We start from the raw sequence: 19,143 nt of genomic DNA on the forward strand, positions 1-19,143 counted from the left end.
CTTATCCATCCTCCAAATGCAGCAGAAGGGCAAGAGAGGCGAGGATGATTGCGAGAGGCGGCGCCCAGGCGGCCAAAGAGATCGGCAGCAATCCGTTCTGTCCCATGACGATGGCGAAGGAGCGCAGGAAATAGAAGCCGAAGGCCAGAAGCACGGCGGTGATCACCCGCGAGGAGGTGTTGCCGAGACGGGTATGGCGCATGGTAAAGCCCGCAGCGATCAGCACCATGGCGATAAAGGAGAACGGCAGGGCCAGCTCGCTTTGCAGCCACATGCGGTAAGAACGGGCGGAAAAGCCGGCCACTTCGAGCTTGTCGATGTAGCTGGTGAGTTCCCAGAACGGCACGGCCTCGGGCGCGCCGAAGCGGTCGCGGATTTCATCGGGGGTGAGCGAGGTGGTCAGGGTGAGCGTGTCGTGCACGGTGGCGGCGGCCTCGGGGTTGGCGGCGCCGGTCAGCGGCCAACGCTTGGCCCCGGTGAGATGCCACTGGCCGTCCTCGATCTGGGCGCTCTGCGCTTCGATACGATAGAGCGGCGTGCCGTCGGGGGCGAAGCCGATGAAGCTCACCTCCTGCAATTGCGAGCCGTCGAGATTGGAGCGCCCGGCGCGGATCACCATCTGGCCGCTGGGCGTGCCTTCGCGCAGCCACAGCCCCTCGTCGGAGACCGAAAACACCTGGGCTTCGCCCTGGCTGAACAGGGTTTTCTGCCGCTCGTAGCTGCGTTCGGTGGTGGCGGCAATCGGGTTGAACACGGCGACGCTGAGCGCACCGAACAGGAAGGCGACGGCAACCGGCGGCACCAGGGAACGCAGGGCGGAGCGCCCGGCGGCGCGGGCGACGACCAGTTCGGAGGAGCGCGCAAGACCGAGAAACAGCACCAGCGTGGCGATCATCACGATGATCGGCAGGATGTCGTAAAGCGTGCGCGGCACGCGCAGGAGCGCCATGTGCAGAACGGCGGCGCTGCCGACCCCGAGATCGGCGAGATCGCGGAGCTGGTCGAGGCTTTCGACCATGAGGATGAGTCCGGCGAACATGGCGAGGACAATCAAGAGGGCGCGCAGGAAACGGCGGGCGAAATAGAGATCGAGCCTCATGACATCTTCCCCTGACGGGCCGGGGTGTCGTCCTTGCGGCGGCGCAGACGCGGATGGGCGGCCTTCCACATCAGAACGAGCGCCATGGCGACGGCCAGAACGGAGGCGAGATAGCGCAGCGGCCAGAGGCTTGGGGTGTCGTCGATCATGCCGCCAAAGCTGTTGTCGAGGGTTTTCACCACGACCAGAAGCAGGATCGCCAGAAGGATCTGGCGCCAGAGGCCGAAGCGCGAAAATCCGCCGATCAGCAGCGCGCCGAAGCCGACGAGACAGATGACGAGGCCCTGGACGGCCTTGTTGGTGCGCTGGGTCACCTCGGCGAACATCTCTTGCGGCGTGCGGCCGATCTCTTCCTGAAGCGCCGGGCTGGCCTGCAAGAGCGCGAGGCTGTCGGTGGAGCGCAGGGTGCGCGGCCGGGTCCGGGTTTCGCCGAGCAGACCCGAGAGGCTGTAGGAGAAACTGTCGAAACGGGTGACGGAGAGGCGCTGTGCGGCGAGTTCATAGGTCTGGCTCATGCCGTCGAACATCAGGAGCATCGGGCCGCTGTCGTCTTTGACGATGAGGGCGCGCGAGGCCATGAAGCTCTGGCGCTGGCTCTTTTCGCGGCTGTTCGAGAGGTAGACGTCTTCCAACTCGCCCGCAGCCGAGATGTTGCGCACGTAGAAGGTGATGCCTTTGACCGGGTGAACGAAGGAGCCTTCGGTCAGGAAACGGGCGGTCACGTCGCTGGCGATCTCGGCGCGGCGCAGGTCCAGTTCGCGCTGCGACAGCGGCACAAGCACATGGGCGAGGATGGCGACCATCAGCCCGACGATAAGGCCGAAGAACAGCACCGGGCGGGCGAGGCGATAGGGCGAATACCCGGCTGCCTGCACCACCACCAGTTCAGATTCCGAGGACAGGCGGTTGGTGACATAGACCACGGCGGCAAAGGCCGCGATCGGCAGCAGGTTCACGAGGATCGTCGGCAGCGACAGAAGCGTGAGTTGCAAAAACGTCGAGGCCGATTGACCGTCGCCCATCAGCCAGTCCAAGAGGCTCACCGCCTTGTTCACCCAGAACACCAGCGCCAGCAAAAGCGAGAAGAATCCGAACAGCATCAGCAGTTGCTGAAGCATGTATTTGTCGAATCTTCCCAACCCACTGGTCCCGATACTGGTGTTTGCGTTCGGGCGGACTTTATCCGCAGCCTGCGCGGGGAGAAAGCAGAAACCCGTGCGCAAACCGATGCAATCGGCGCAAACTCGCACTGGTCAGTCGGGGGTATGGCCGCTACCTATGGGAAAACCCGAATTCAGCAAAGGAATTGCCATGACCGCGCTTGCCCAGATCACCGTGACCGAATTGGACCTCGACGCCATCGCCGCAGCCCCCGGACGGGTCTCCGTCATGGTGACGCCCGACGGCAAGATGAGCCCGGCGGCGCGGCGGATCAACCGGCTGACGAAGGGCGCTCTGGCGCGGTTCGTCGAAAGCCCGGCCTTCGAGAAGATGAAAGAGGGCGAGGCGAAGGATCTGGCCTATCCGGTCGGCATGGCCGCCTCTGCGGTGCAGGTGGTGAAGCTGGCGCATCAGGCCTCGGTTGAACTTTGCCGCAAGGCGGGCGCGGCGATTGGCGCGGCGCTCGACAAAGAGGGCGCTTTGGTGCTGCCGGGCAGCCTCAAACGGGTCGAGGAGCTGGCGCTGGGGCTGATGCTCAGGAATTACAGCTTCACCGTGCATAAAACTTTGGACGAAGCGCCCGTTGCGCCCGCCGTGACGCTCGCGGTGGCGAAACCGGAGGCGGTCGATCTTTCGACGGTCACGGCGCTGGCCGAGGGGGTGTTCTTCACCCGCGATCTGGTGTCCGAACCGTCGAACGTGCTGAGCACGGTGGAATTCGCCTCCCGTCTGACCGATCTTGAAAGCCTTGGCGTCAAGGTCGAGGTGTTCGAGGAGGACCGTCTCGCGGAGCTGGGCATGAACCTTTTGCTCTCCGTGGGCCAGGGCTCGGTGACGCCGACGAAAATGGTTGTGATGACATGGCAGGCGGGCGGTGATGAGGCTCCGGTGGCGCTCGTGGGCAAGGGTGTTGTCTTCGACACCGGCGGGATTTCTCTGAAACCGGCGGCGGGCATGGAAGACATGACCATGGACATGGGCGGCGCGGGCACGGTGTCGGGCGTGATGAAATCCTTGGCTCTGCGCAAGGCGCCGGTGAATGTCGTGGGGCTTGTCGGGCTGGTGGAAAACATGCCGGACGGTCAGGCGACGCGGCCGGGCGATGTTGTGAAATCCATGAAGGGCGACACGGTCGAGATCATCAACACCGATGCCGAAGGCCGCCTCGTTCTGGCCGATGTGCTCTGGTACGCACAACAGACCTTTGCGCCGAAAGCCATGGTCAACCTCGCGACCCTCACCGGGGCCTGCATGGTGGCGCTGGGGCAGGAAAATGCCGGGGTGTTCTCCAACGATGACAGTTTCTGCGCCAGCTTCCTCAAAGCCGCCGAGGCGGAGGGCGAGGGGGCATGGCGTCTGCCGATGGGACAGGGCTATGACGATCTGCTGAAATCCAACGTCGCCGATATGAAAAACGTCGGCACGCGCTGGGGCGGGGCCATTACGGCGGCGCAATTCCTCAAGCGCTTCGTCAAGGATGAGACGCCGTGGATTCACCTCGACATCGCGGGTGTCGCCTCCGTCGCCACCGGCACGGCTCTGGCGCCCAAAGGCGCGACCGGCTGGGGCGTTCTGGCGCTCAATCGGATGATCGACGAGATGAACAAAAAGGGCTAACACCTTATGGGTGCTGTCTATTTCTACCACCTGACCCGTGCGCCTCTGATCGAGACGCTGGCCACGCTTGCGGAGAAATCTCTCTCTGCGGGCTGGCGGGTCGAGGTGCGCGGGCGCTCCGAGGAGATGCTGCGTGGCCTCGATCAGGCGCTCTGGCTGCGGGAGGGATTTCTGCCGCATGGCATGGCCGGGGGGCCGCATGACGCGGACCAGCCGGTGCTGTTGACGACCGGTACAGGTGGCAACAAAGCGGCCTGCGTGATGAGCGTGGGCGGGGCGGATCTGAGTGCTGAGGAAATCGCAGCACTCGACCGGGCCTGCATCCTGTTCGACGGCTATGACGAGGCGGCGGTGCAACACGCGCGGGTGCAGTGGAAAACCCTGACGGGGGCCGGGGCCGAGGCGCAATATTGGTCCGAGGAAAGCGGCCGCTGGGAGAAAAAAGCGGAAAGCAAGAAGGGCTGAAACTGTTTTCTATCACGATAGTGATTTACGTCGTCTTGATTATGACGCATGATTCATAATCTGTTGTTATGTTAGCGTATTCAACAATCGTATAGGAAATAGAGGCAACGATAATTAATAATGCTCCATCTATGAATATCGTTAACAAACGGCTCTTCTTAGCCTTAAAATCTCGTTCATATGCTTCGAGTAAAACTAGAAGTGCGAGGATGCCGATAGCAAATGTTGATATAAATGTTATCGCACCCGGGATGGCGCTCCATACAGTAGAGGAGCAGATTAAAAAATTGGCGGATGCGTATCTAATGTAAGCGCCAATACCGAGAAGAGCGGCACTCTTAATTACTGCTTCGCTTAAATCTGAGAAACGGCCTTTGGTCAAAATTACCTCATTTGCTGTCACGGGATACACTAGATGGTATTTGGAGAATGTTATCGCGTCAAAATCAGCTTGTTCTGTTTGATCTCGATGCTTTCATAGCGTTGCAGATAATCCATGCCAAGAAGCGAGCCGAACAGCTCGCCATCGGTGACATAGGCCCGCACGCGGCTGTCGGTGATGCCTTCGATCTCCAGCGTGTCGATCTTGACCGCCGCCGTGCGCACCGAGCCGTTGGCGGTCTGGGCGTGGCCGGTGAAGGCGAGGTTGTCGATGTCGATGCCCGCGCGTTCGGCGTCCTCTTTCGAGAGCACGACGTTCGAGGCGCCGGTGTCGACAAGGAATTCCACGGGGGCGCCGTTCACCTCGGCCATGACGGAGAAATGCCCGGAATGGTCGCGATCCACGGTGACGATGCCGTCGCCCATGCTCATCTGCGCGGGCGCAAGGCGGGGGCGGACGTCCTGCCACAGGCCCACGGCGGCCAGCGCGCCGATGAAGATCAGCGCCCAGAGCACGGCATGGCGCACCATCTGGCCCATGCGTTTGCGGTTGGCGATGACGTAATAGAACCCGACCGCTCCGAGGAGCAGCGAGAGATAGAGAATGCGGGCGGTGTCCATCTGATCCATAAGACATAGATAGGGGCGCAGGCGGGGTTTGTCAGTGGGACATTCTGTTCCTGACGAAAACGTCAAAGGGACGATCAGCCGATGAAGAAGATCGCCTTGACCCCGTCCACGACGAATTGCACCGACAAAGCGGCCAGCAACATGCCCATAAGCCGGGTCACCACATTGATGCCGGTGGCGCCGAGGACGCGTTCCATGACGCCACTCAGAGCGAAGAACAGCAGGCAAACGACCAGCACCGCGATGAGCACACCGAGCATGAACAGGACACCGGTGACGCCGTCGGCCTGATCAATGAGAAGGATCATCGAGGTGATCGCGCCGGGACCGGCCAGCAGCGGCGTGGCGAGGGGAAAGACGGAGGGGTCTTCGACCGGCTGATGTTCCGGGTGTTGGGCATGTTCCTCGCGGCGCTTGCTGCGTTTCTCGAACAGCATTTCAAGCGCGGTGAGGAACAAAAGAAGCCCGCCCGCGATGCGGAAAGCGGGCATGGAAATCCCTACAAATTCAAGGACATGGTCGCCGAAAAGGCCGAAAAGCGTCAGGATGCCGAAGGCGATCAGCACCGCGCGCAGACCGACGGCGCGGCGGTGTTTCGCGGTGGCGCCCTGGGTGAGCGCCACGAACAAGGGGGCAAGCCCGATCGGGTCGATGATGACGAAAAGCGTCATGAAGGCCGTGATCAGAACCTGCGGGTCCATGGCTCAGCTCTTGCCCCCGGCGGCTTCGAGTTTTTCGAGCGCGGCCATCCAAAGCGCCTCGGCGCGGTCCATCGCCTCCGAGACCTCGGCATATTTTTTCTGCCAGACGACGGCGGCCTGTTTGTCCTCGTAAAGATCGGGGTTCGCCAGTTTGACCTGTAGCTTTTCGCTCATGTCGTTGAGCTTTTCGACCCGGTCCTCGCATTTGCGCACCTCGGAACGAAGCGCCATCAGCTCTTCGCGGGTGGCTTTTTTGACCTTGGGCGCGGGTTTGACCTTGGCCTCTTTCGGTTTCTCGTCGCCCTGAACGAGGAAGCGGCGATAGGCCTCAAGGTCTTCCTCATAAGGCGTGACGCGGCCGTCTTTCACCAGCCAGAGCCGGTCGGCCACCAGCGACAAAAGGTGCATGTCGTGCGACACGAGGACGACCGCGCCGGTGTATTCGGTCAGCGCCTCGACCAGCGCCTCGCGGCTTTCGATGTCGAGGTGGTTGGTCGGTTCGTCGAGGATCAGAAGATGCGGCGCATCGAGTGTGGCCAAGAGCAGCGACAGGCGGGCTTTCTGGCCGCCGGACAGCCGCCCGACCTCGGTCTCCGCCTGATCGGCCCCAAGGCCGAAGCCCGCAAGGCGCGCACGCAGTTTCGTCGGTTCGAGATTCGGCAAAGCGCGGCGCAGGTGCTGGAGCGGCGTCTCGTCGAGATGCAGCTCGTCGACCTGATGCTGGGCAAAGAAGCCGACGCGGAGTTTCTTGTGCCGGGTGATGTCGCCGCCCATGGCGGGCAGGCGGTCGGACAGCAGTTTCGAGAGCGTCGATTTGCCCTCGCCGTTGCGGCCCAGAAGCGCGATGCGGTCGTCCTGGTCGATCCGAAGGTCGAGCCGTTGCAGGATCGCCTTGCCGTCATAGCCGACGGACCCGCCCTCGATCCGCAGGATCGGCGGGGACAGTTCTTCGGGAGTCGGGAAGGAAAACACCATGCGCGCGGCGTCTTCGGGCGCTGTGATGGTCTCCATCTTTTCCAACATCTTGACGCGGGACTGTGCCTGTTTGGCTTTCGAGGCCTTGGCCTTGAACCGGTCGACAAAGCTTTGCAGGTGGGCGCGATGCGCCTCTTGCTTTTTGGCGGCGGCGGCCTGAACCGCGCGTTGGGCGCTCCGGGTGCGGGCGAAATCGTCGTAACCGCCGGTGTAAAGCGTCAGTTTCTTGCCTTCGAGATGCAGGATCGCCCCCACGGCGCGGTTCAAAAGCGCGCGGTCGTGGGAGATCAAAAGCACGGTGTGCGGGTATTTGGCGAGATAGGTCTCAAGCCAGAGCGCGCCCTCGAGATCGAGATAGTTGGTCGGTTCGTCCAAGAGCAGGAAATCGGGCTGCGAGAACAGCACCCCCGCCAGCGCAACCCGCATCCGCCAGCCGCCGGAAAACGCCGAACAGGGCATCGCGATTTCTTCGTCGGTAAAGCCGAGCCCCTTGAGGATCGACGAGGCGCGGCCCTCGGCGGACCAGGCGTCGATGTCGGCGAGACGGGTCTGAATCTCTGCGATGCGGTGCGGGTCGGTGGCGGTTTCCGATTCCGCCATCAGCGCCGCGCGTTCCTTGTCCTCGGCCAGAACCGTGTCCAGGAGCGACACCTCGTTGCCGGGAACCTCCTGCGCCACGCCGCCGATGCGGGCCCGCGCCGGGATTTCGATCGCGCCGCCCTCAAGGACCAGATCGCCCTTGATCAGCCGGAACAGCGTGGTCTTGCCCGCACCGTTGCGGCCCACGATGCCGACCTTGTGGCCGGTGGGAATGGTGACGGACGCCTCCTCGATGAGGGTACGGCCTTCGACGGAATAGGTGAGATCGCGGATTTTCAACATGAGTGCCGCATAGCAGGGCGCGCGGGTGCGGTCCAGTGGCCGCAGACGCCCGCCTTGCAGCTTGTGCGAAAGACGCGACGCTCAGAAGGCGGGTTTCATTTGGGTGAGGCTGGAATTGTAGCTCCAGAGCACCGCAAGGACGCCTTCGGCCCGGTCATGGGAGAGGATATGCAGATAGAGATAATTGACGGTGCCGTCTTGCCAGAAGGCGAAGATGTCTTCCTGCCAGGTGTCGGACAGCCTGGCGTGATAAAGGGTGTCCGACTGATCGAGCGAGTTGCCGTAGAGGGTTGTGAGCGTCGTGCTCAACTCGGAAATCTGCGCGTCGGAATAGCTGTGTTGCGAGTCCAGACGCCGGATCAGCCCCGCATAGTCTCCCTGTTTCAGGCGTTGCGAGATGTCGAGGATCATCGCTTTGCGGCTTTTGTAGGCCATGTCCGGCGTCAGATCGGGAGAGGGAGCGTCCGGTTGTGGCGAAACGGCGGTCTGCGCCGCCATGGGCAGGGCATTCAAAAGCAGGAGGGAGGCGAAACAGGAGAAAAAGAGGGCGCGGGTCAGCATGGGAACCTTGTAAAAAACAGTTTTTCCACTGTGTCGCGGTTCCTGTTACGGTCAACGCGAGAGAGTCGATATGCCGCATGCAGTGCGCCTTTCGCGCTTTTCAAAGCGCCTTGCCCGTGGTATCCGGCGGCCAATCTTCGGGCGTGGGGCTTTCCGCACCTGTTTTCACTGCAAATCGAGATCCAAGAGGCTTTCCCAATGGCGATCCAGCGTACCTTCTCCATCATCAAACCCGACGCCACCAAGCGCAACCTGACCGGCAAGATCGTTGCCAAGTTCGAAGAGGCCGGCCTGCGAGTCGTGGCTTCCAAGCGCATTCAGCTTACGCTGGCTCAGGCTCAGGCCTTCTACGGCGTGCACAAAGACCGTCCGTTCTTCGGCGAACTGTGCGAATACATGATCTCCGAGCCGGTTGTCGTTCAGGTGCTCGAAGGCGAGAACGCCATCGCGAAAAACCGCGAAGTCATGGGCGCCACCAACCCGGCGGACGCCGCCGAAGGCACCATCCGCAAAGAATTCGCTCTGTCTGTGGGTGAAAACTCCGTGCACGGCTCCGACGCGCCGGAAACCGCGGCCGAAGAGATCGCCTTCTTCTTCTCCGGCATCGAGCTGGTTGGCTGAACCGAACCCGGTTCCGACATTTGAAAAGGCCGCTCTTCGGGGCGGCCTTTTTCATGTGGTATGAGCGCGTAAGCTCAGATCCGGCCTTCCTCAGGTGTGCGGGCGATGATCCAGACGGCGTGGACGATGCCGGGGATATAGCCCAGAAGCGTCAGAAGGATGTTGATCCAGAACTGTTTGCCGATGCCCACCTGCATGAAAACGCCCAGAGGCGGCAGGATGATGGCGGCGAGGATGCGGATGAGGTCCATGTGTCTCTCCTGAATGTGCTTTGAAGAGAAACGCCGCGCGGCGTTGGAAAGTTCCGATTGGGGGCCGAGCGGGGGACGTCTAGCGTCGCAGCCCTGTGCCGATGTCGTTCAAAATCGCCTCGATGCCCAGAGGCACGGCGGTCTTGTCTTCCTGCACGGAGGCGACGATGGCGTCGAAGCGGGCGCGCAACTCGTCCTTTTCCTTGCCTTTGCAATCGTTCCACGGGCGGCCCTGAAGCCCCATGACGATGCAGTAATAGCCGATGAAATGGGGGCGGCTGCCGTGCGTGAGCAAGTGCCTGTACGCGGCATCTGCCCCCATTTCACGGAGCTCCTCGGCGGAGGTGATCCCGGCCCGTGCGAAACTTGCGTCCGATGCGGGGCCAAGGTTGCGGATGGAAGAGACGGGTGTCGGCATGGGCGTCCACGGAACTGCGAGACAGGCGGATGTCGCAACTGTCCCGCAGCTTCGGGGGCGCGTCAAGCAAAGCCCGACCCGGTTGGCTCAGATCATCGCCCAGTCGATGAAGATCGGATGCGGCATGTAACGTGCGGCGACGGTTGGCACCTCGCTCATCGGGATGGGCGCGCGCTGTTGCGGCAGGGGCCGTTGATAGGCGAGCGGCGGAACGGGGATCGGATGTTGGAGCTGCTCAGTGTCTTTCGGGTGCATGGCGTCTCTCCTCGAAATTCGTGTGCCACGGAGTGTGCCGTGACACAGGTTAAATTCTGCTGAGAGTGCGTGGCGAAATGTGGGGCAGAAATGCGAAAAACCCGGGCGATTTGTCCGGGTTTTTAGATAAATTTTAGGGAAATCGAGTCGGTGGTCTTCAGGCCGGTTTTACGACCGTGTCGAGCGCATGCAGCGTTGCCAGAAGCGGGCCGAGGTCTTCGATCCGGAGCATGTTCGGGCCGTCGGAAGGCGCGTTGTCCGGGTCTTCGTGGGTCTCGATGAACAGCCCCGCGACGCCCACGGCGACGGCGGCGCGCGCCAGCACGGGAACCATGGTCCGGTCGCCGCCCGTCGAGGTGCCGTTGCCGCCCGGTTGCTGGACCGAATGGGTGGCGTCCATGATCACCGGATAGCCGGTTTCGGCCATGCGCGGCAGGCCGCGGAAATCGCTCACCAGCGTGTTGTAGCCGAAAGACGTGCCGCGTTCGCAGAGCATGATCTTGTCATTGCCGGTGGAGGCGAGCTTGGCGGCGACATTGTCCATGTCCCAGGGCGCAAGGAACTGGCCTTTCTTGACGTTGATCGCCTTTCCGGTTTCGCCGGCGGCGAGCAAAAGATCGGTCTGGCGGCACAGAAAGGCGGGGATTTGCAGCACGTCGACCGCTTCGGCGGCCATGGCGCAATGGGCGGGTTCATGTACGTCGGTGATCACCGGGCAGCCGAATTCCTCGCGGATCTTCGACAGGATGGTGAGGCCCTTTTCGGCGCCCAGACCCCGCTTGCCCGACAGCGAGCTGCGGTTTGCCTTGTCATAGGAGCCTTTGAACACGAAGCCGGTGCCGGTCGGCGCGCAGGCCTCGGCGATCTTCTCGGCCAGCATGCGGGCGTGATCGAGGCTTTCCAACTGGCACGGACCGGCAATGAGGCCGAAGGGTTTGGCGTTGGAAAAGGTGACATTTCCGATGGCGACATCTTTGGCGGTCATGTCGGGCTCCTTTTTGGCAGGTCTGGCGTCCCTATCCCATGAAGCGGGGGGCTGGTGCAAGTCCGAGCGACAGCGGGCAGGGCGCTTGCGCGGAAAGCGGCGCTGGGGCAGAACAGTCCTATGAGTGAAGAACTTGATGACGAGACGCGGCTCCGGTTGCGGATTTATTTCGGCGCGCGGCTGATGCTCGGGCCGGGCAAGGCGGATTTGCTCGAAGGCATTCGCGACACTGGCTCGATTGCGGCGGCGGGGCGCAGGATGGCGATGAGCTACAAACGCGCCTGGTCGCTGGTCGAGGAGATGAACGCCGCGTTCAAAGAACCTCTGGTGGCCTCCGCGCGAGGCGGAAGCAAGGGCGGCGGCGCGCATCTGACGGAGACAGGCGAGGCGGTTTTGACGCAATATCGGGCCATTCTGGCGGAGGTCGAGGCGGCGTCGGAGGCTCGGATTGCCATGATCCGGGGGATGCTGGCGGAACGTGACGATATGCGTCTCGATATGTCTGGAGGGAAATAACGCTTGCCCCTTCCTGCATGTGTTGCGATATGTTTGTGCAAACATATCCATGCTCAGGGAGTTCCCATGTCCGTTTCTTTCCCCCGTCGCGCTTTGGCGCTTGCAGCCGTTTCGGCCTTTGCCCCTCTGACGGCCCATGCCGAAGACATCACCGTCTTCGCCGCCGCCAGCATGACCAATGCGCTGGCCGAGATCGAAGAGAAATTCGAGGCCGAGACGGGCCACAGCCTTGCGATTTCACTGGCGGGGTCTTCGGCGCTGGCGCGCCAGATCCAACAGGGCGCACCCGCTGATATTTTCATCTCGGCCAATCCGGGCTGGATGGACACGCTTGAGGAAGAGGGGCTTGTGGAACCGGGCACGCGGTTCGATCTGTTGAACAATTCCATCGTGCTGATCGCGGCAGGCGACGCCGATGCGGTGGAGATCACCCCCGATCTCGATCTGGCGGGGCTTCTGGACGGCGGGCGTCTGGCGATGGCGCTGGTCGATGCGGTGCCTGCCGGGATTTACGGCAAGGCCTCGCTCGAAACGCTCGGGCTTTGGGACGATGTCGAGGCGCAGGTGGCGCAGGCCGACAATGTGCGCGCGGCTCTGGCGCTCGTGGCCACCGGCGAAGCGCCTTATGGCATCGTCTACGCCACGGATGCGGCGGCGGAAGCGGGCGTGACCGTGGTCGGCACGTTCCCGGCAGACAGCCATCCGGCGATTGTCTATCCTGCCGCCGATCTGGCGGGTCGCGATGTGCCGGCTGAGACCGAATTCCTTGAGTACCTCAAGGGGGCCGAGGCGCGTGCGGCATTCGAACGTCAGGGTTTCGTGGTCGTCGCAGACTAAAGGGGACGTCTTTGCTGGACTGGTTGGGACCGGAAGAATGGGCGGCGGTGCGCCTGTCGTTGCGCGTCGCCTTTTGGGCGGTGGCGGCGAGCCTGCCTTTGGGCATTTTCACCGCCTATGCTCTGGCGCGCTGGTCCTTTCCGGGCAAGCAATTGCTCAATGGCATCGTGCATCTGCCGCTGATCCTGCCGCCGGTGGTCACGGGCTATATGCTGCTTTTGACCTTCGGGGTGAAAGGGCCTGTCGGCAGCATTCTCCATAAAATCGGCATCACCTTTGCCTTTCGTTGGGAAGGCGCGGCGCTGGCCGCCGGTGTCATGGCCTTTCCGCTCATGGTGCGGGCGATCCGGCTGTCGATCGAGGCGGTGGATGTGAAACTGGAGCAGGCGGGGGCCACTCTGGGGGCCTCGCCATTCTGGGTGTTTCTGACCGTGACCCTGCCGATGACCTTGCCGGGGATCGTGGCGGGGGCCATTCTGGCCTTTGCCAAGGCGATGGGGGAATTCGGCGCGACGATCACCTTCGTCTCCAACATTCCCGGCCAGACCCGCACCATCCCTTCGGCGATCTATGCCTTTCTGCAAGTGCCGGGCGGCGAAGGTTCGGCAATGAAACTGGTGCTTGTGTCGGTGGCGGTCGCGATGGCGGCGCTGTTGATGTCTGAAATTCTCGCCCGACGTGTGGCGGATCGGGTGGGGGGCAAGTGATGTTGTCGGTCGATCTGCACCATGCGTTTGCCGGTTTCACGCTCGATGCGCGGTTCGAAGCCCCGCCGGGACTGACGGTGCTGTTTGGCGCCTCCGGCTCGGGCAAGACCACGGTGATCAATGCGGTCGCCGGGCTGTTGATGCCGGACCGGGGAAGGATCGCGGCGGGGGACTGGGTACTTCTGGACACCGAACGCAAGCTGCGGCTCAAACCGCATCAGCGCCGTCTGGGCTATATTTTTCAGGACGCGCGGCTGTTCCCGCATCTGACGGTCAAACAGAACCTGAACTACGGTGCATGGTTCGCGCCGAAAGACGCGCCGCGCGAGGATATGGGGCGGGTGGTCGAGCTTTTGGGCATCGGCCCGTTGCTCGACCGGCGTCCCGGCGCGCTTTCGGGAGGGGAAAAGCAGCGGGTTGCCATCGGGCGGGCGCTTTTGTCCGCACCGAAACTGATCCTCGCCGATGAGCCTCTCTCGGCCTTGGACGAGACCCGAAAGGCGGAGATTCTGCCCTATTTCGAGCGATTGCGCGACGAGGTGGCGGTGCCGATCCTCTATGTCAGCCATTCCGCCAGCGAGGTGGCGCGGCTTGCGACCACGATCGTTGTCATGGAGGGCGGCAAGGTGGTGCGGCAAGGCGCTGCGGCGAAGGTTTTGGGCGATCCTGACGTGTTGCCGATGGGCGCGCGGGAGGCGGGCGCGGTTCTGACCGTTTCGGTGAAGACGCATCATGCCGACGGGCTGACCGAATTGGACGCGGGCGGCGCGCCGCTCTTTCTGCCGCAGATCGCCCAGGCACCGGGGCAAAAGGTGCGGGTGCGGATCGCGGCCCATGACGTGATCCTGTCGCGGAGCCGCCCGGAAGGGTTGTCGGCGCTCAACATCCTCTCGGGCGTGGTGCAGCAGATGCAGCCGCATGAGGGGGCGGTGATCGTGGCGATCGACACGCAAGCGGGGCGGGTTCTGGCGCGGATCACCGGGCGCTCGGCGCAGGCGCTCGATCTGGCGCCAGGCGTGGCGATCCATGCTATCGTCAAGACGGTCGCGGTGGCCTCCTCCGACATCGGCGCGGTGGCCGCTCCCGCTTAGGCCTTCGGAACGCCGCGTTTCTCCAACTCCTTGCGCAGCCCCTCGGGCGCGGCATAACCCCAGCCGGGATAGCGGTCGCAGATCACCTCCATCATCTGGCGGATCGGGCGCGAACTATCGTCGCGGCGAAAGCTCATGAAGATCGGCGAGGTCGGGTTTTCCACGATGGGGCGAAAGCATAGCCCGTCCATGCGCGAACGTCGCACCGCCTCGGGCACCATGGCGATGCCTTCTTCGGCGGCGACAAGCCCGATGGCGATGTGCAATTCGCGCGCCTCATGGGCGATGTTGGGGGAGATGCCGTGGTCGTGGAACACGGCGAGCACCTGATCGGCAAAGCTCGGGCGCGGCTGGCTTGGATAAAGGATCTGCGGCTCCTGCGCGATGCGGGCCAGCGGCAGCGGGCCGTCTTCCTGCGCCAGCGGATGGGTTTCGGGCATGGCGACGAGCATATCCTCCTCGCGCAACAGGACGCGGGTGATCGCGGGGTCCTCGAAGCGCTGCGTGCCGAAACCGGCGTCGATCCGGCCTTCTTTCAGGGCCGGAATTTGTTCCAGACTGCTCATCTCGATCAGGTTGATGTCGACATCCTGCGCCGCTTTGCGAAAGCCCCGAATGAGCGCCGGAAAGCGACCGTACATGGTCGAGGCGACGAAACCGAAGACGACGCTTTGCCGACCGGAATGGGCGGAGCGCTCGATCATCTTCTTGGCGGCCTCGGCATGGGCCAGAATTTGCTCCGCCTGTTTGAGAAAGAGCCGCCCCGGCGCGGTCAGTTTCAGGGGGCGCACCGTGCGGTCGATCAGCTCGGTGCCCATTTCCGCCTCCAACATCTGAATCTGGCGACTGAGCGGTGGCTGGGCCATGTGCAGTTTTTCGGCGGCGCGGGAAAAATTCCGCTCGCTGGCGACCGCGACGAAATAGCGGAGCTGGCGCATCTCCATACTATACCCTCCTCGTATAGAAACAGATGAACTTGGTCTTGGATTTTTTAGCTCATGTTTCGCAGAGTGGTCCAATCTTGTTTGGATGCGGCGGCTGGAGGAGCGGCCGTCAGGGAGGTATCACCAGATACCGAAAAGGTCTCAAGAGGCGTGACTGGGCCTCTTCTCCCCCGTTTCGGGGGCCGGGTTTCTGCGTGCCATTGACGGGTGGCGCGCCGGAGCCGGGGTCTCTTCCTGCCGATCCGAACGGGACAGCAAACGTGCCCATAGGCACAGGCCAAAACGGAGGAGAACGCATGACCACCACGCTCAGAGACCGCATTGCGGGGGCCGTCGAGGAAGACGAAAACGGCATCCACCGCTGCCGCCGGGATATTTTCACCGACGAACAGATTTACGATCTGGAGATGAAACACATCTTCGAAAACGGTTGGGTGTATCTCGCGCATGAGAGCCAGATCCCGGAACCGAACGACTATTTCACCACCTGGATCGGTCGGGTGCCGATTGTCATCACCCGCGACAAAGAGGGCGAGCTGCACGCGGTGATCAACGCCTGTGCCCATCGCGGCGCGATGCTCTGCCGCCGCAAACACGGCACGAAATCGAGCTTCACCTGCCAGTTCCACGGCTGGACCTTTTCCAACACCGGCAAGCTTTTGAAGGTGAAGGACGGCAAGACCGGCGGCTACCCGGAAGGGTTCAACAAGGACGGCGCACACAATCTCAAACATGTCGCCAAATTCGAAAGCTACAAGGGGTTTCTCTTTGGCAGCCTGAACGCCGATGTGCCGACGCTCGATGAGCATCTGGGCGAGACCAAGGTGATCATCGACCAGATCGTCGATCAGGCGCCCAATGGGCTTGAGGTTCTGCGCGGCAATTCGAGCTATACCTTTGACGGCAACTGGAAGCTCCAGATGGAGAACGGCGCGGACGGCTATCACGTCAGCTCGGTGCACTGGAACTACGCTGCCACCATGGGCCACCGCAAGGACGAGGGCACGCAGGCGGTGGACGCGAACGGTTGGTCGAAAAGCGTCGGCGGGGTCTACGGGTTCGAGCGCGGGCATATCCTTTTGTGGACCCGAACTCTCAATCCTGAAGTGCGACCGGTGTGGAACCACAAGGACGAGCTTGAGGCACGTCTCGGCAAGGAGAAGACCGAGTTCATCACCACCCAGACCCGCAACCTCGCGCTCTATCCGAACGTCTACCTGATGGATCAGTTCTCGACGCAAATCCGCGTGGTGCGACCGATCAGCGTCGATAAGACGGAGATCACGATCTACTGTTTCGCGCCGGTGGGCGAGGCCCCGGAAGAGCGCGCAACGCGTCTGCGCCAGTATGAGGATTTCTTCAACGTCTCCGGCATGGGCACGCCCGACGATCTCGAAGAATTCCGCGCCTGTCAGACCGCCTATGCCGCCGCCGACGGGGTCTGGAACGACCTGAGCCGGGGCGCCACGCGTTGGATCGACGGGCCGGACGAGAATGCGACGGCGATGGGGATGACCCCGATCCTGAGCGGTATCCGGTCGGAGGACGAAGGGCTGTTCGTGCGCCAGCATGAATATTGGTCGGGGCTGTTGATCGAGGCGCTCGACAAGGAGGCGGCCACGCCGGTTTCCGCAGGTGAGGAGGTGATGGCATGAACGCGTTCGTGAAATCCGATCTCGAACAGATCGCCGCCTTTCTCTACCGGGAAGCCCGGCTTCTCGATGACCGTGAATGGGACGCATGGCTGGAATGTTACGCGCCGGAGGCGACGTTCTGGATGCCGTCCTGGGACGACGACGACCAGCTTGTCGAAGACCCGCAGTCGCAGGTGTCGCTGATCTATTACCCGAACCGTCAGGGGCTTGAGGACCGGGTGTTCCGGATCAAGACCGAACGCTCCGGTGCGACCATGCCGGAGCCGCGCACCAATCACATGATCACCAACATCGAGATCGTCGAGCGGCGCGAGCAGGACCTCGATCTGCGGTTCAACTGGCACACGCTGAGCCATCGCTACCAGACCACGATGAGCTTTTTCGGCACGTCTTATTATACGCTCGACCTGTCGGGCGAGGTGCCGAAGATCACCGCGAAAACCGTGGTTCTGAAGGATGATTACATCCATCAGGTCATCGACGTGTACCACGTCTGAGGAGGGCGACATGAGTTATCGCATTGCCCTCAATTTCGAGGACGGGGTGACCCGTGTGATCGACTGCAACCCGATGGAAACCGTGATGGATGCGGCCTATCGGCAAAAGGTCAACCTGCCGGTGGATTGCTCCGACGGGGTCTGTGGCACCTGCAAATGCCGCTGCGAGGAAGGCGCTTTTGATATGGGCGACGACTATCTCGAAGAGGCGCTGTCCGAAGAGGAGGCCGCCGAAGGGTTGGTCCTCTCGTGCCAGATGGTGCCGGAAAGCGATTGTGTGGTCTCCGTGCCGGTGCCGTCGTCGAGCTGCAAGCTCGGGCCGTCGGTCTTCTCGGGCGAGATCACCACGCTCGAACAGGTCTCTCCCAGCACGATCGTGCTGGGGGTGACGTTGCCGAACCCGGAGGCGCTCGATTTCCTGCCGGGACAATACGTCAATATTGCCGTGCCGGGGCTGGGCGTCACGCGCTCCTATTCCTTCAGCTCGGCGCCGGGGGCGGATGAGGCGATGTTCCTCATTCGCAATGTGCCGGGCGGGGCGATGAGCCGCTATCTGACCGAGGTCGCCAAACCCTGCGACCGGCTCGAATTCACCGGCCCGTTCGGCAGCTTCTTCCTGCGGGAACGCAAACGTCCCGTGGTGATGCTGGCGGGCGGCACCGGGCTTGCGCCGCTGTTGTCGATGCTGGAGGTCATGGCGGCCAGGGGCGAGACCGAGACGCCGGTGCATCTGATCTATGGCGTGACCTCGGACAGCGATCTGGTCGAAACCGCCCGGATCGAGGCCTTGGCGGCGCGTCTGCACAATCTCACATGGGCTGCGACTGTGGCGGATGCGGCCAGCTCTCATCCGCTCAAGGGCTATGTCACGCACCATCTCACCGACGCGCAGCTTAACGCGGGCGAGATCGACCTCTACCTCTGCGGTCCGCCGCCGATGGTCGAGGCGGTGCGCGGATTTCTCAAAGACAAGGGCGTCACGCCCGCCAGTTTCCATTACGAGAAATTCACCCCGAATGCGGCGGAGGAGGCGGCATGATCTGTCCCGGCAGGTTTGCGGGTAAGGTCATGGTCATCACCGGCGCGGCTCAAGGCATCGGTCGGGGCGTCGCCGCCCGGGCCTGTGCCGAGGGGGCGGATGTGGTCCTGGCCGACCGGGCGGAGTTCGTGGCCGAGGTGGCCGGGGAGATCGCCGCTTCGGGGCCGGGGCGCGCCACATCCGTGGTGGCCGATCTGGAGAGCTATGCGGGCGCTGAGGCCGTCATGGCGGCGGCCATCGCGGCCTTTGGCGGCATCGACATCCTGATCACCTGCGTCGGCGGCGCGATCCGGATGCGGCCCTACGGGGCGTTTGAGCCGGGGCAAATCTCGGCGGAAATTCAGCGATCCTTGATGCCGACGCTCTGGGCTTGCCATGCGGTCTTGCCCGCGCTCAGGACCCGTGGCGGTGGCGTGATCGTCAATGTCTCCTCGAATGCCACCCGCGGCATCCACCGCGTGCCCTATTCAGCGGCGAAAGGCGGGGTCAATGCCTTGACCGCCTCGCTCGCGATGGAGCTGGCGGAGGAGAACATCCGGGTCGTGGCCACGGCACCGGGTGGCACAGAAGCGCCGCCACGCCGGGTGCCGCGCAATGCGGCGGGGGATACAGCGGCGGAACAGGCCTGGATGGCCGAGGCTGTCGAACAGGTCACCGGCTCCACCATGATGAAGCGCTACGGTACGCTCGAAGAACAGGTCGCACCGATCCTGTTTCTGGCCTCGGAGGAGGCGGGCTATATCACCGCCTCGACGCTTGTGGTGGCCGGCGGCGATACCGGCTGAGCCGGAGCCTCCAAGATTGAGACAACCGGCCTCGCCATCGCGGGGCCGGTCGCCAGACATGTTCAGAGGG

23 protein-coding genes are annotated in these 19,143 nt (G+C 62.8%); 11 read left to right on the forward strand and 12 right to left on the reverse strand.

Annotated features, from left to right (window positions below):
* Window position 1: 1 nt before the first annotated feature.
* Together lptG and lptF are read right to left on the reverse strand one after the other, a co-directional pair.
* Entirely contained in the window at window positions 2-1,099 is a 1,098-nt protein-coding gene (gene lptG / locus CEW89_RS02825) for an LPS export ABC transporter permease LptG (protein WP_096804834.1), read from the reverse strand.
* On the reverse strand, window positions 1,096-2,238 hold the full coding sequence (gene lptF, locus CEW89_RS02830; protein ID WP_244906146.1) for an LPS export ABC transporter permease LptF: 1,143 nt from the start codon (window positions 2,236-2,238) through the stop codon (window positions 1,096-1,098). The genes lptG and lptF overlap by 4 nt, the downstream gene beginning before the upstream one ends.
* Window positions 2,239-2,410: 172 nt before the next feature.
* On the opposite strand from lptF, the gene CEW89_RS02835 reads away from it, so the two are divergent.
* On the forward strand, window positions 2,411-3,877 hold the full coding sequence (locus tag CEW89_RS02835; RefSeq protein ID WP_096804836.1) for a leucyl aminopeptidase: 1,467 nt from the start codon (window positions 2,411-2,413) through the stop codon (window positions 3,875-3,877).
* 6 nt (window positions 3,878-3,883) lie between these two features.
* Entirely contained in the window at window positions 3,884-4,342 is a 459-nt protein-coding gene (locus tag CEW89_RS02840) for a DNA polymerase III subunit chi (RefSeq protein WP_096804837.1), read from the forward strand.
* A 25-nt stretch (window positions 4,343-4,367) separates the two neighbouring features.
* On the opposite strand, the gene CEW89_RS20640 is transcribed toward CEW89_RS02840, so the two are convergent.
* From CEW89_RS20640 to CEW89_RS02860, 5 genes are all read right to left on the reverse strand, one after another.
* Window positions 4,368-4,724, reverse strand: coding sequence for a hypothetical protein (locus tag CEW89_RS20640; protein ID WP_157779740.1), 357 nt, complete (start codon window positions 4,722-4,724; stop codon window positions 4,368-4,370).
* Window positions 4,725-4,774: 50 nt separating this feature from the next.
* Window positions 4,775-5,344, reverse strand: a complete 570-nt coding sequence (locus CEW89_RS02845) for a retropepsin-like aspartic protease family protein (RefSeq protein ID WP_342352345.1) — start codon at window positions 5,342-5,344, stop codon at window positions 4,775-4,777.
* Window positions 5,345-5,427: 83 nt separating this feature from the next.
* Complete coding sequence (locus CEW89_RS02850) at window positions 5,428-6,054, reverse strand: MarC family protein (protein ID WP_066701693.1); 627 nt, start codon at window positions 6,052-6,054, stop codon at window positions 5,428-5,430.
* A gap of 3 nt (window positions 6,055-6,057) precedes the next feature.
* Window positions 6,058-7,911 carry an ABC-F family ATP-binding cassette domain-containing protein gene (locus tag CEW89_RS02855; RefSeq protein WP_096804839.1) on the reverse strand — a complete coding sequence of 618 codons (1,854 nt, stop codon included), beginning with the start codon at window positions 7,909-7,911 and terminating at the stop codon, window positions 6,058-6,060.
* A gap of 81 nt (window positions 7,912-7,992) precedes the next feature.
* Window positions 7,993-8,472, reverse strand: coding sequence for a hypothetical protein (locus CEW89_RS02860; RefSeq protein WP_096804840.1), 480 nt, complete (start codon window positions 8,470-8,472; stop codon window positions 7,993-7,995).
* A 198-nt stretch (window positions 8,473-8,670) separates the two neighbouring features.
* On the opposite strand from CEW89_RS02860, the gene ndk reads away from it, so the two are divergent.
* Window positions 8,671-9,093: a nucleoside-diphosphate kinase gene (ndk, locus tag CEW89_RS02865; protein ID WP_066701699.1), complete on the forward strand. Its 423-nt coding sequence runs from the start codon at window positions 8,671-8,673 to the stop codon at window positions 9,091-9,093.
* 74 nt (window positions 9,094-9,167) lie between these two features.
* Here ndk and CEW89_RS02870 read toward each other — a convergent pair whose 3' ends face one another.
* The 4 genes from CEW89_RS02870 to kdsA form a co-directional block, all read right to left on the reverse strand.
* Entirely contained in the window at window positions 9,168-9,344 is a 177-nt protein-coding gene (locus CEW89_RS02870) for a YqaE/Pmp3 family membrane protein (RefSeq protein ID WP_081423722.1), read from the reverse strand.
* Window positions 9,345-9,423: 79 nt separating this feature from the next.
* Window positions 9,424-9,762: a TfoX/Sxy family DNA transformation protein gene (locus CEW89_RS02875; RefSeq protein ID WP_066701702.1), complete on the reverse strand. Its 339-nt coding sequence runs from the start codon at window positions 9,760-9,762 to the stop codon at window positions 9,424-9,426.
* Window positions 9,763-9,849: 87 nt separating this feature from the next.
* Window positions 9,850-10,017, reverse strand: coding sequence for a hypothetical protein (locus CEW89_RS20645; protein WP_157779742.1), 168 nt, complete (start codon window positions 10,015-10,017; stop codon window positions 9,850-9,852).
* A gap of 157 nt (window positions 10,018-10,174) precedes the next feature.
* Window positions 10,175-11,002, reverse strand: a complete 828-nt coding sequence (gene kdsA, locus CEW89_RS02880; RefSeq protein WP_066701704.1) for a 3-deoxy-8-phosphooctulonate synthase — start codon at window positions 11,000-11,002, stop codon at window positions 10,175-10,177.
* A 120-nt stretch (window positions 11,003-11,122) separates the two neighbouring features.
* Between kdsA and CEW89_RS02885 the strand changes: the two genes are divergently transcribed.
* The 4 genes from CEW89_RS02885 to modC all read left to right on the forward strand — a co-directional run bounded on the left by CEW89_RS02885 (window position 11,123) and on the right by modC (window position 14,153).
* Window positions 11,123-11,518, forward strand: a complete 396-nt coding sequence (locus CEW89_RS02885; protein WP_198403485.1) for a winged helix-turn-helix domain-containing protein — start codon at window positions 11,123-11,125, stop codon at window positions 11,516-11,518.
* A gap of 66 nt (window positions 11,519-11,584) precedes the next feature.
* The gene (gene modA / locus CEW89_RS02890) at window positions 11,585-12,355 is read left to right on the forward strand and encodes a molybdate ABC transporter substrate-binding protein (RefSeq protein ID WP_096804841.1); all 771 of its coding nucleotides are present in this window, start codon (window positions 11,585-11,587) and stop codon (window positions 12,353-12,355) included.
* A 14-nt stretch (window positions 12,356-12,369) separates the two neighbouring features.
* Complete coding sequence (gene modB / locus CEW89_RS02895; protein ID WP_096807107.1) at window positions 12,370-13,062, forward strand: molybdate ABC transporter permease subunit; 693 nt, start codon at window positions 12,370-12,372, stop codon at window positions 13,060-13,062.
* On the forward strand, window positions 13,062-14,153 hold the full coding sequence (modC, locus tag CEW89_RS02900) for a molybdenum ABC transporter ATP-binding protein (protein ID WP_096804842.1): 1,092 nt from the start codon (window positions 13,062-13,064) through the stop codon (window positions 14,151-14,153). The genes modB and modC overlap by 1 nt, the downstream gene beginning before the upstream one ends.
* Here modC and CEW89_RS02905 read toward each other — a convergent pair.
* Complete coding sequence (locus CEW89_RS02905; protein ID WP_096804843.1) at window positions 14,150-15,097, reverse strand: LysR family transcriptional regulator; 948 nt, start codon at window positions 15,095-15,097, stop codon at window positions 14,150-14,152. The genes modC and CEW89_RS02905 overlap by 4 nt on opposite strands.
* A 296-nt stretch (window positions 15,098-15,393) precedes the next feature.
* Between CEW89_RS02905 and CEW89_RS02910 the strand changes: the two genes are divergently transcribed.
* Genes CEW89_RS02910 through benD form a run of 4 tightly spaced genes read left to right on the forward strand, consistent with a single transcriptional unit; the run spans window position 15,394 to window position 19,073 of the window.
* A complete protein-coding gene (locus CEW89_RS02910) occupies window positions 15,394-16,752 on the forward strand; it encodes a Rieske 2Fe-2S domain-containing protein (RefSeq protein ID WP_096804844.1) in 1,359 nt (452 codons plus the stop codon).
* Complete coding sequence (gene benB, locus CEW89_RS02915) at window positions 16,749-17,249, forward strand: benzoate 1,2-dioxygenase small subunit (protein ID WP_096804845.1); 501 nt, start codon at window positions 16,749-16,751, stop codon at window positions 17,247-17,249. The genes CEW89_RS02910 and benB overlap by 4 nt, the downstream gene beginning before the upstream one ends.
* Window positions 17,250-17,259: 10 nt before the next feature.
* The gene (benC, locus tag CEW89_RS02920) at window positions 17,260-18,288 is read left to right on the forward strand and encodes a benzoate 1,2-dioxygenase electron transfer component BenC (RefSeq protein WP_096804846.1); all 1,029 of its coding nucleotides are present in this window, start codon (window positions 17,260-17,262) and stop codon (window positions 18,286-18,288) included.
* Window positions 18,285-19,073: a benzoate diol dehydrogenase BenD gene (gene benD, locus CEW89_RS02925; RefSeq protein ID WP_096804847.1), complete on the forward strand. Its 789-nt coding sequence runs from the start codon at window positions 18,285-18,287 to the stop codon at window positions 19,071-19,073. Before benC ends, benD begins: the two co-directional genes overlap by 4 nt.
* Window positions 19,074-19,143: the final 70 nt, after the last annotated feature.

Origin of the sequence: Celeribacter ethanolicus (assembly GCF_002407265.1) — a bacterium.
GTDB lineage: Bacteria > Pseudomonadota > Alphaproteobacteria > Rhodobacterales > Rhodobacteraceae > Celeribacter > Celeribacter ethanolicus.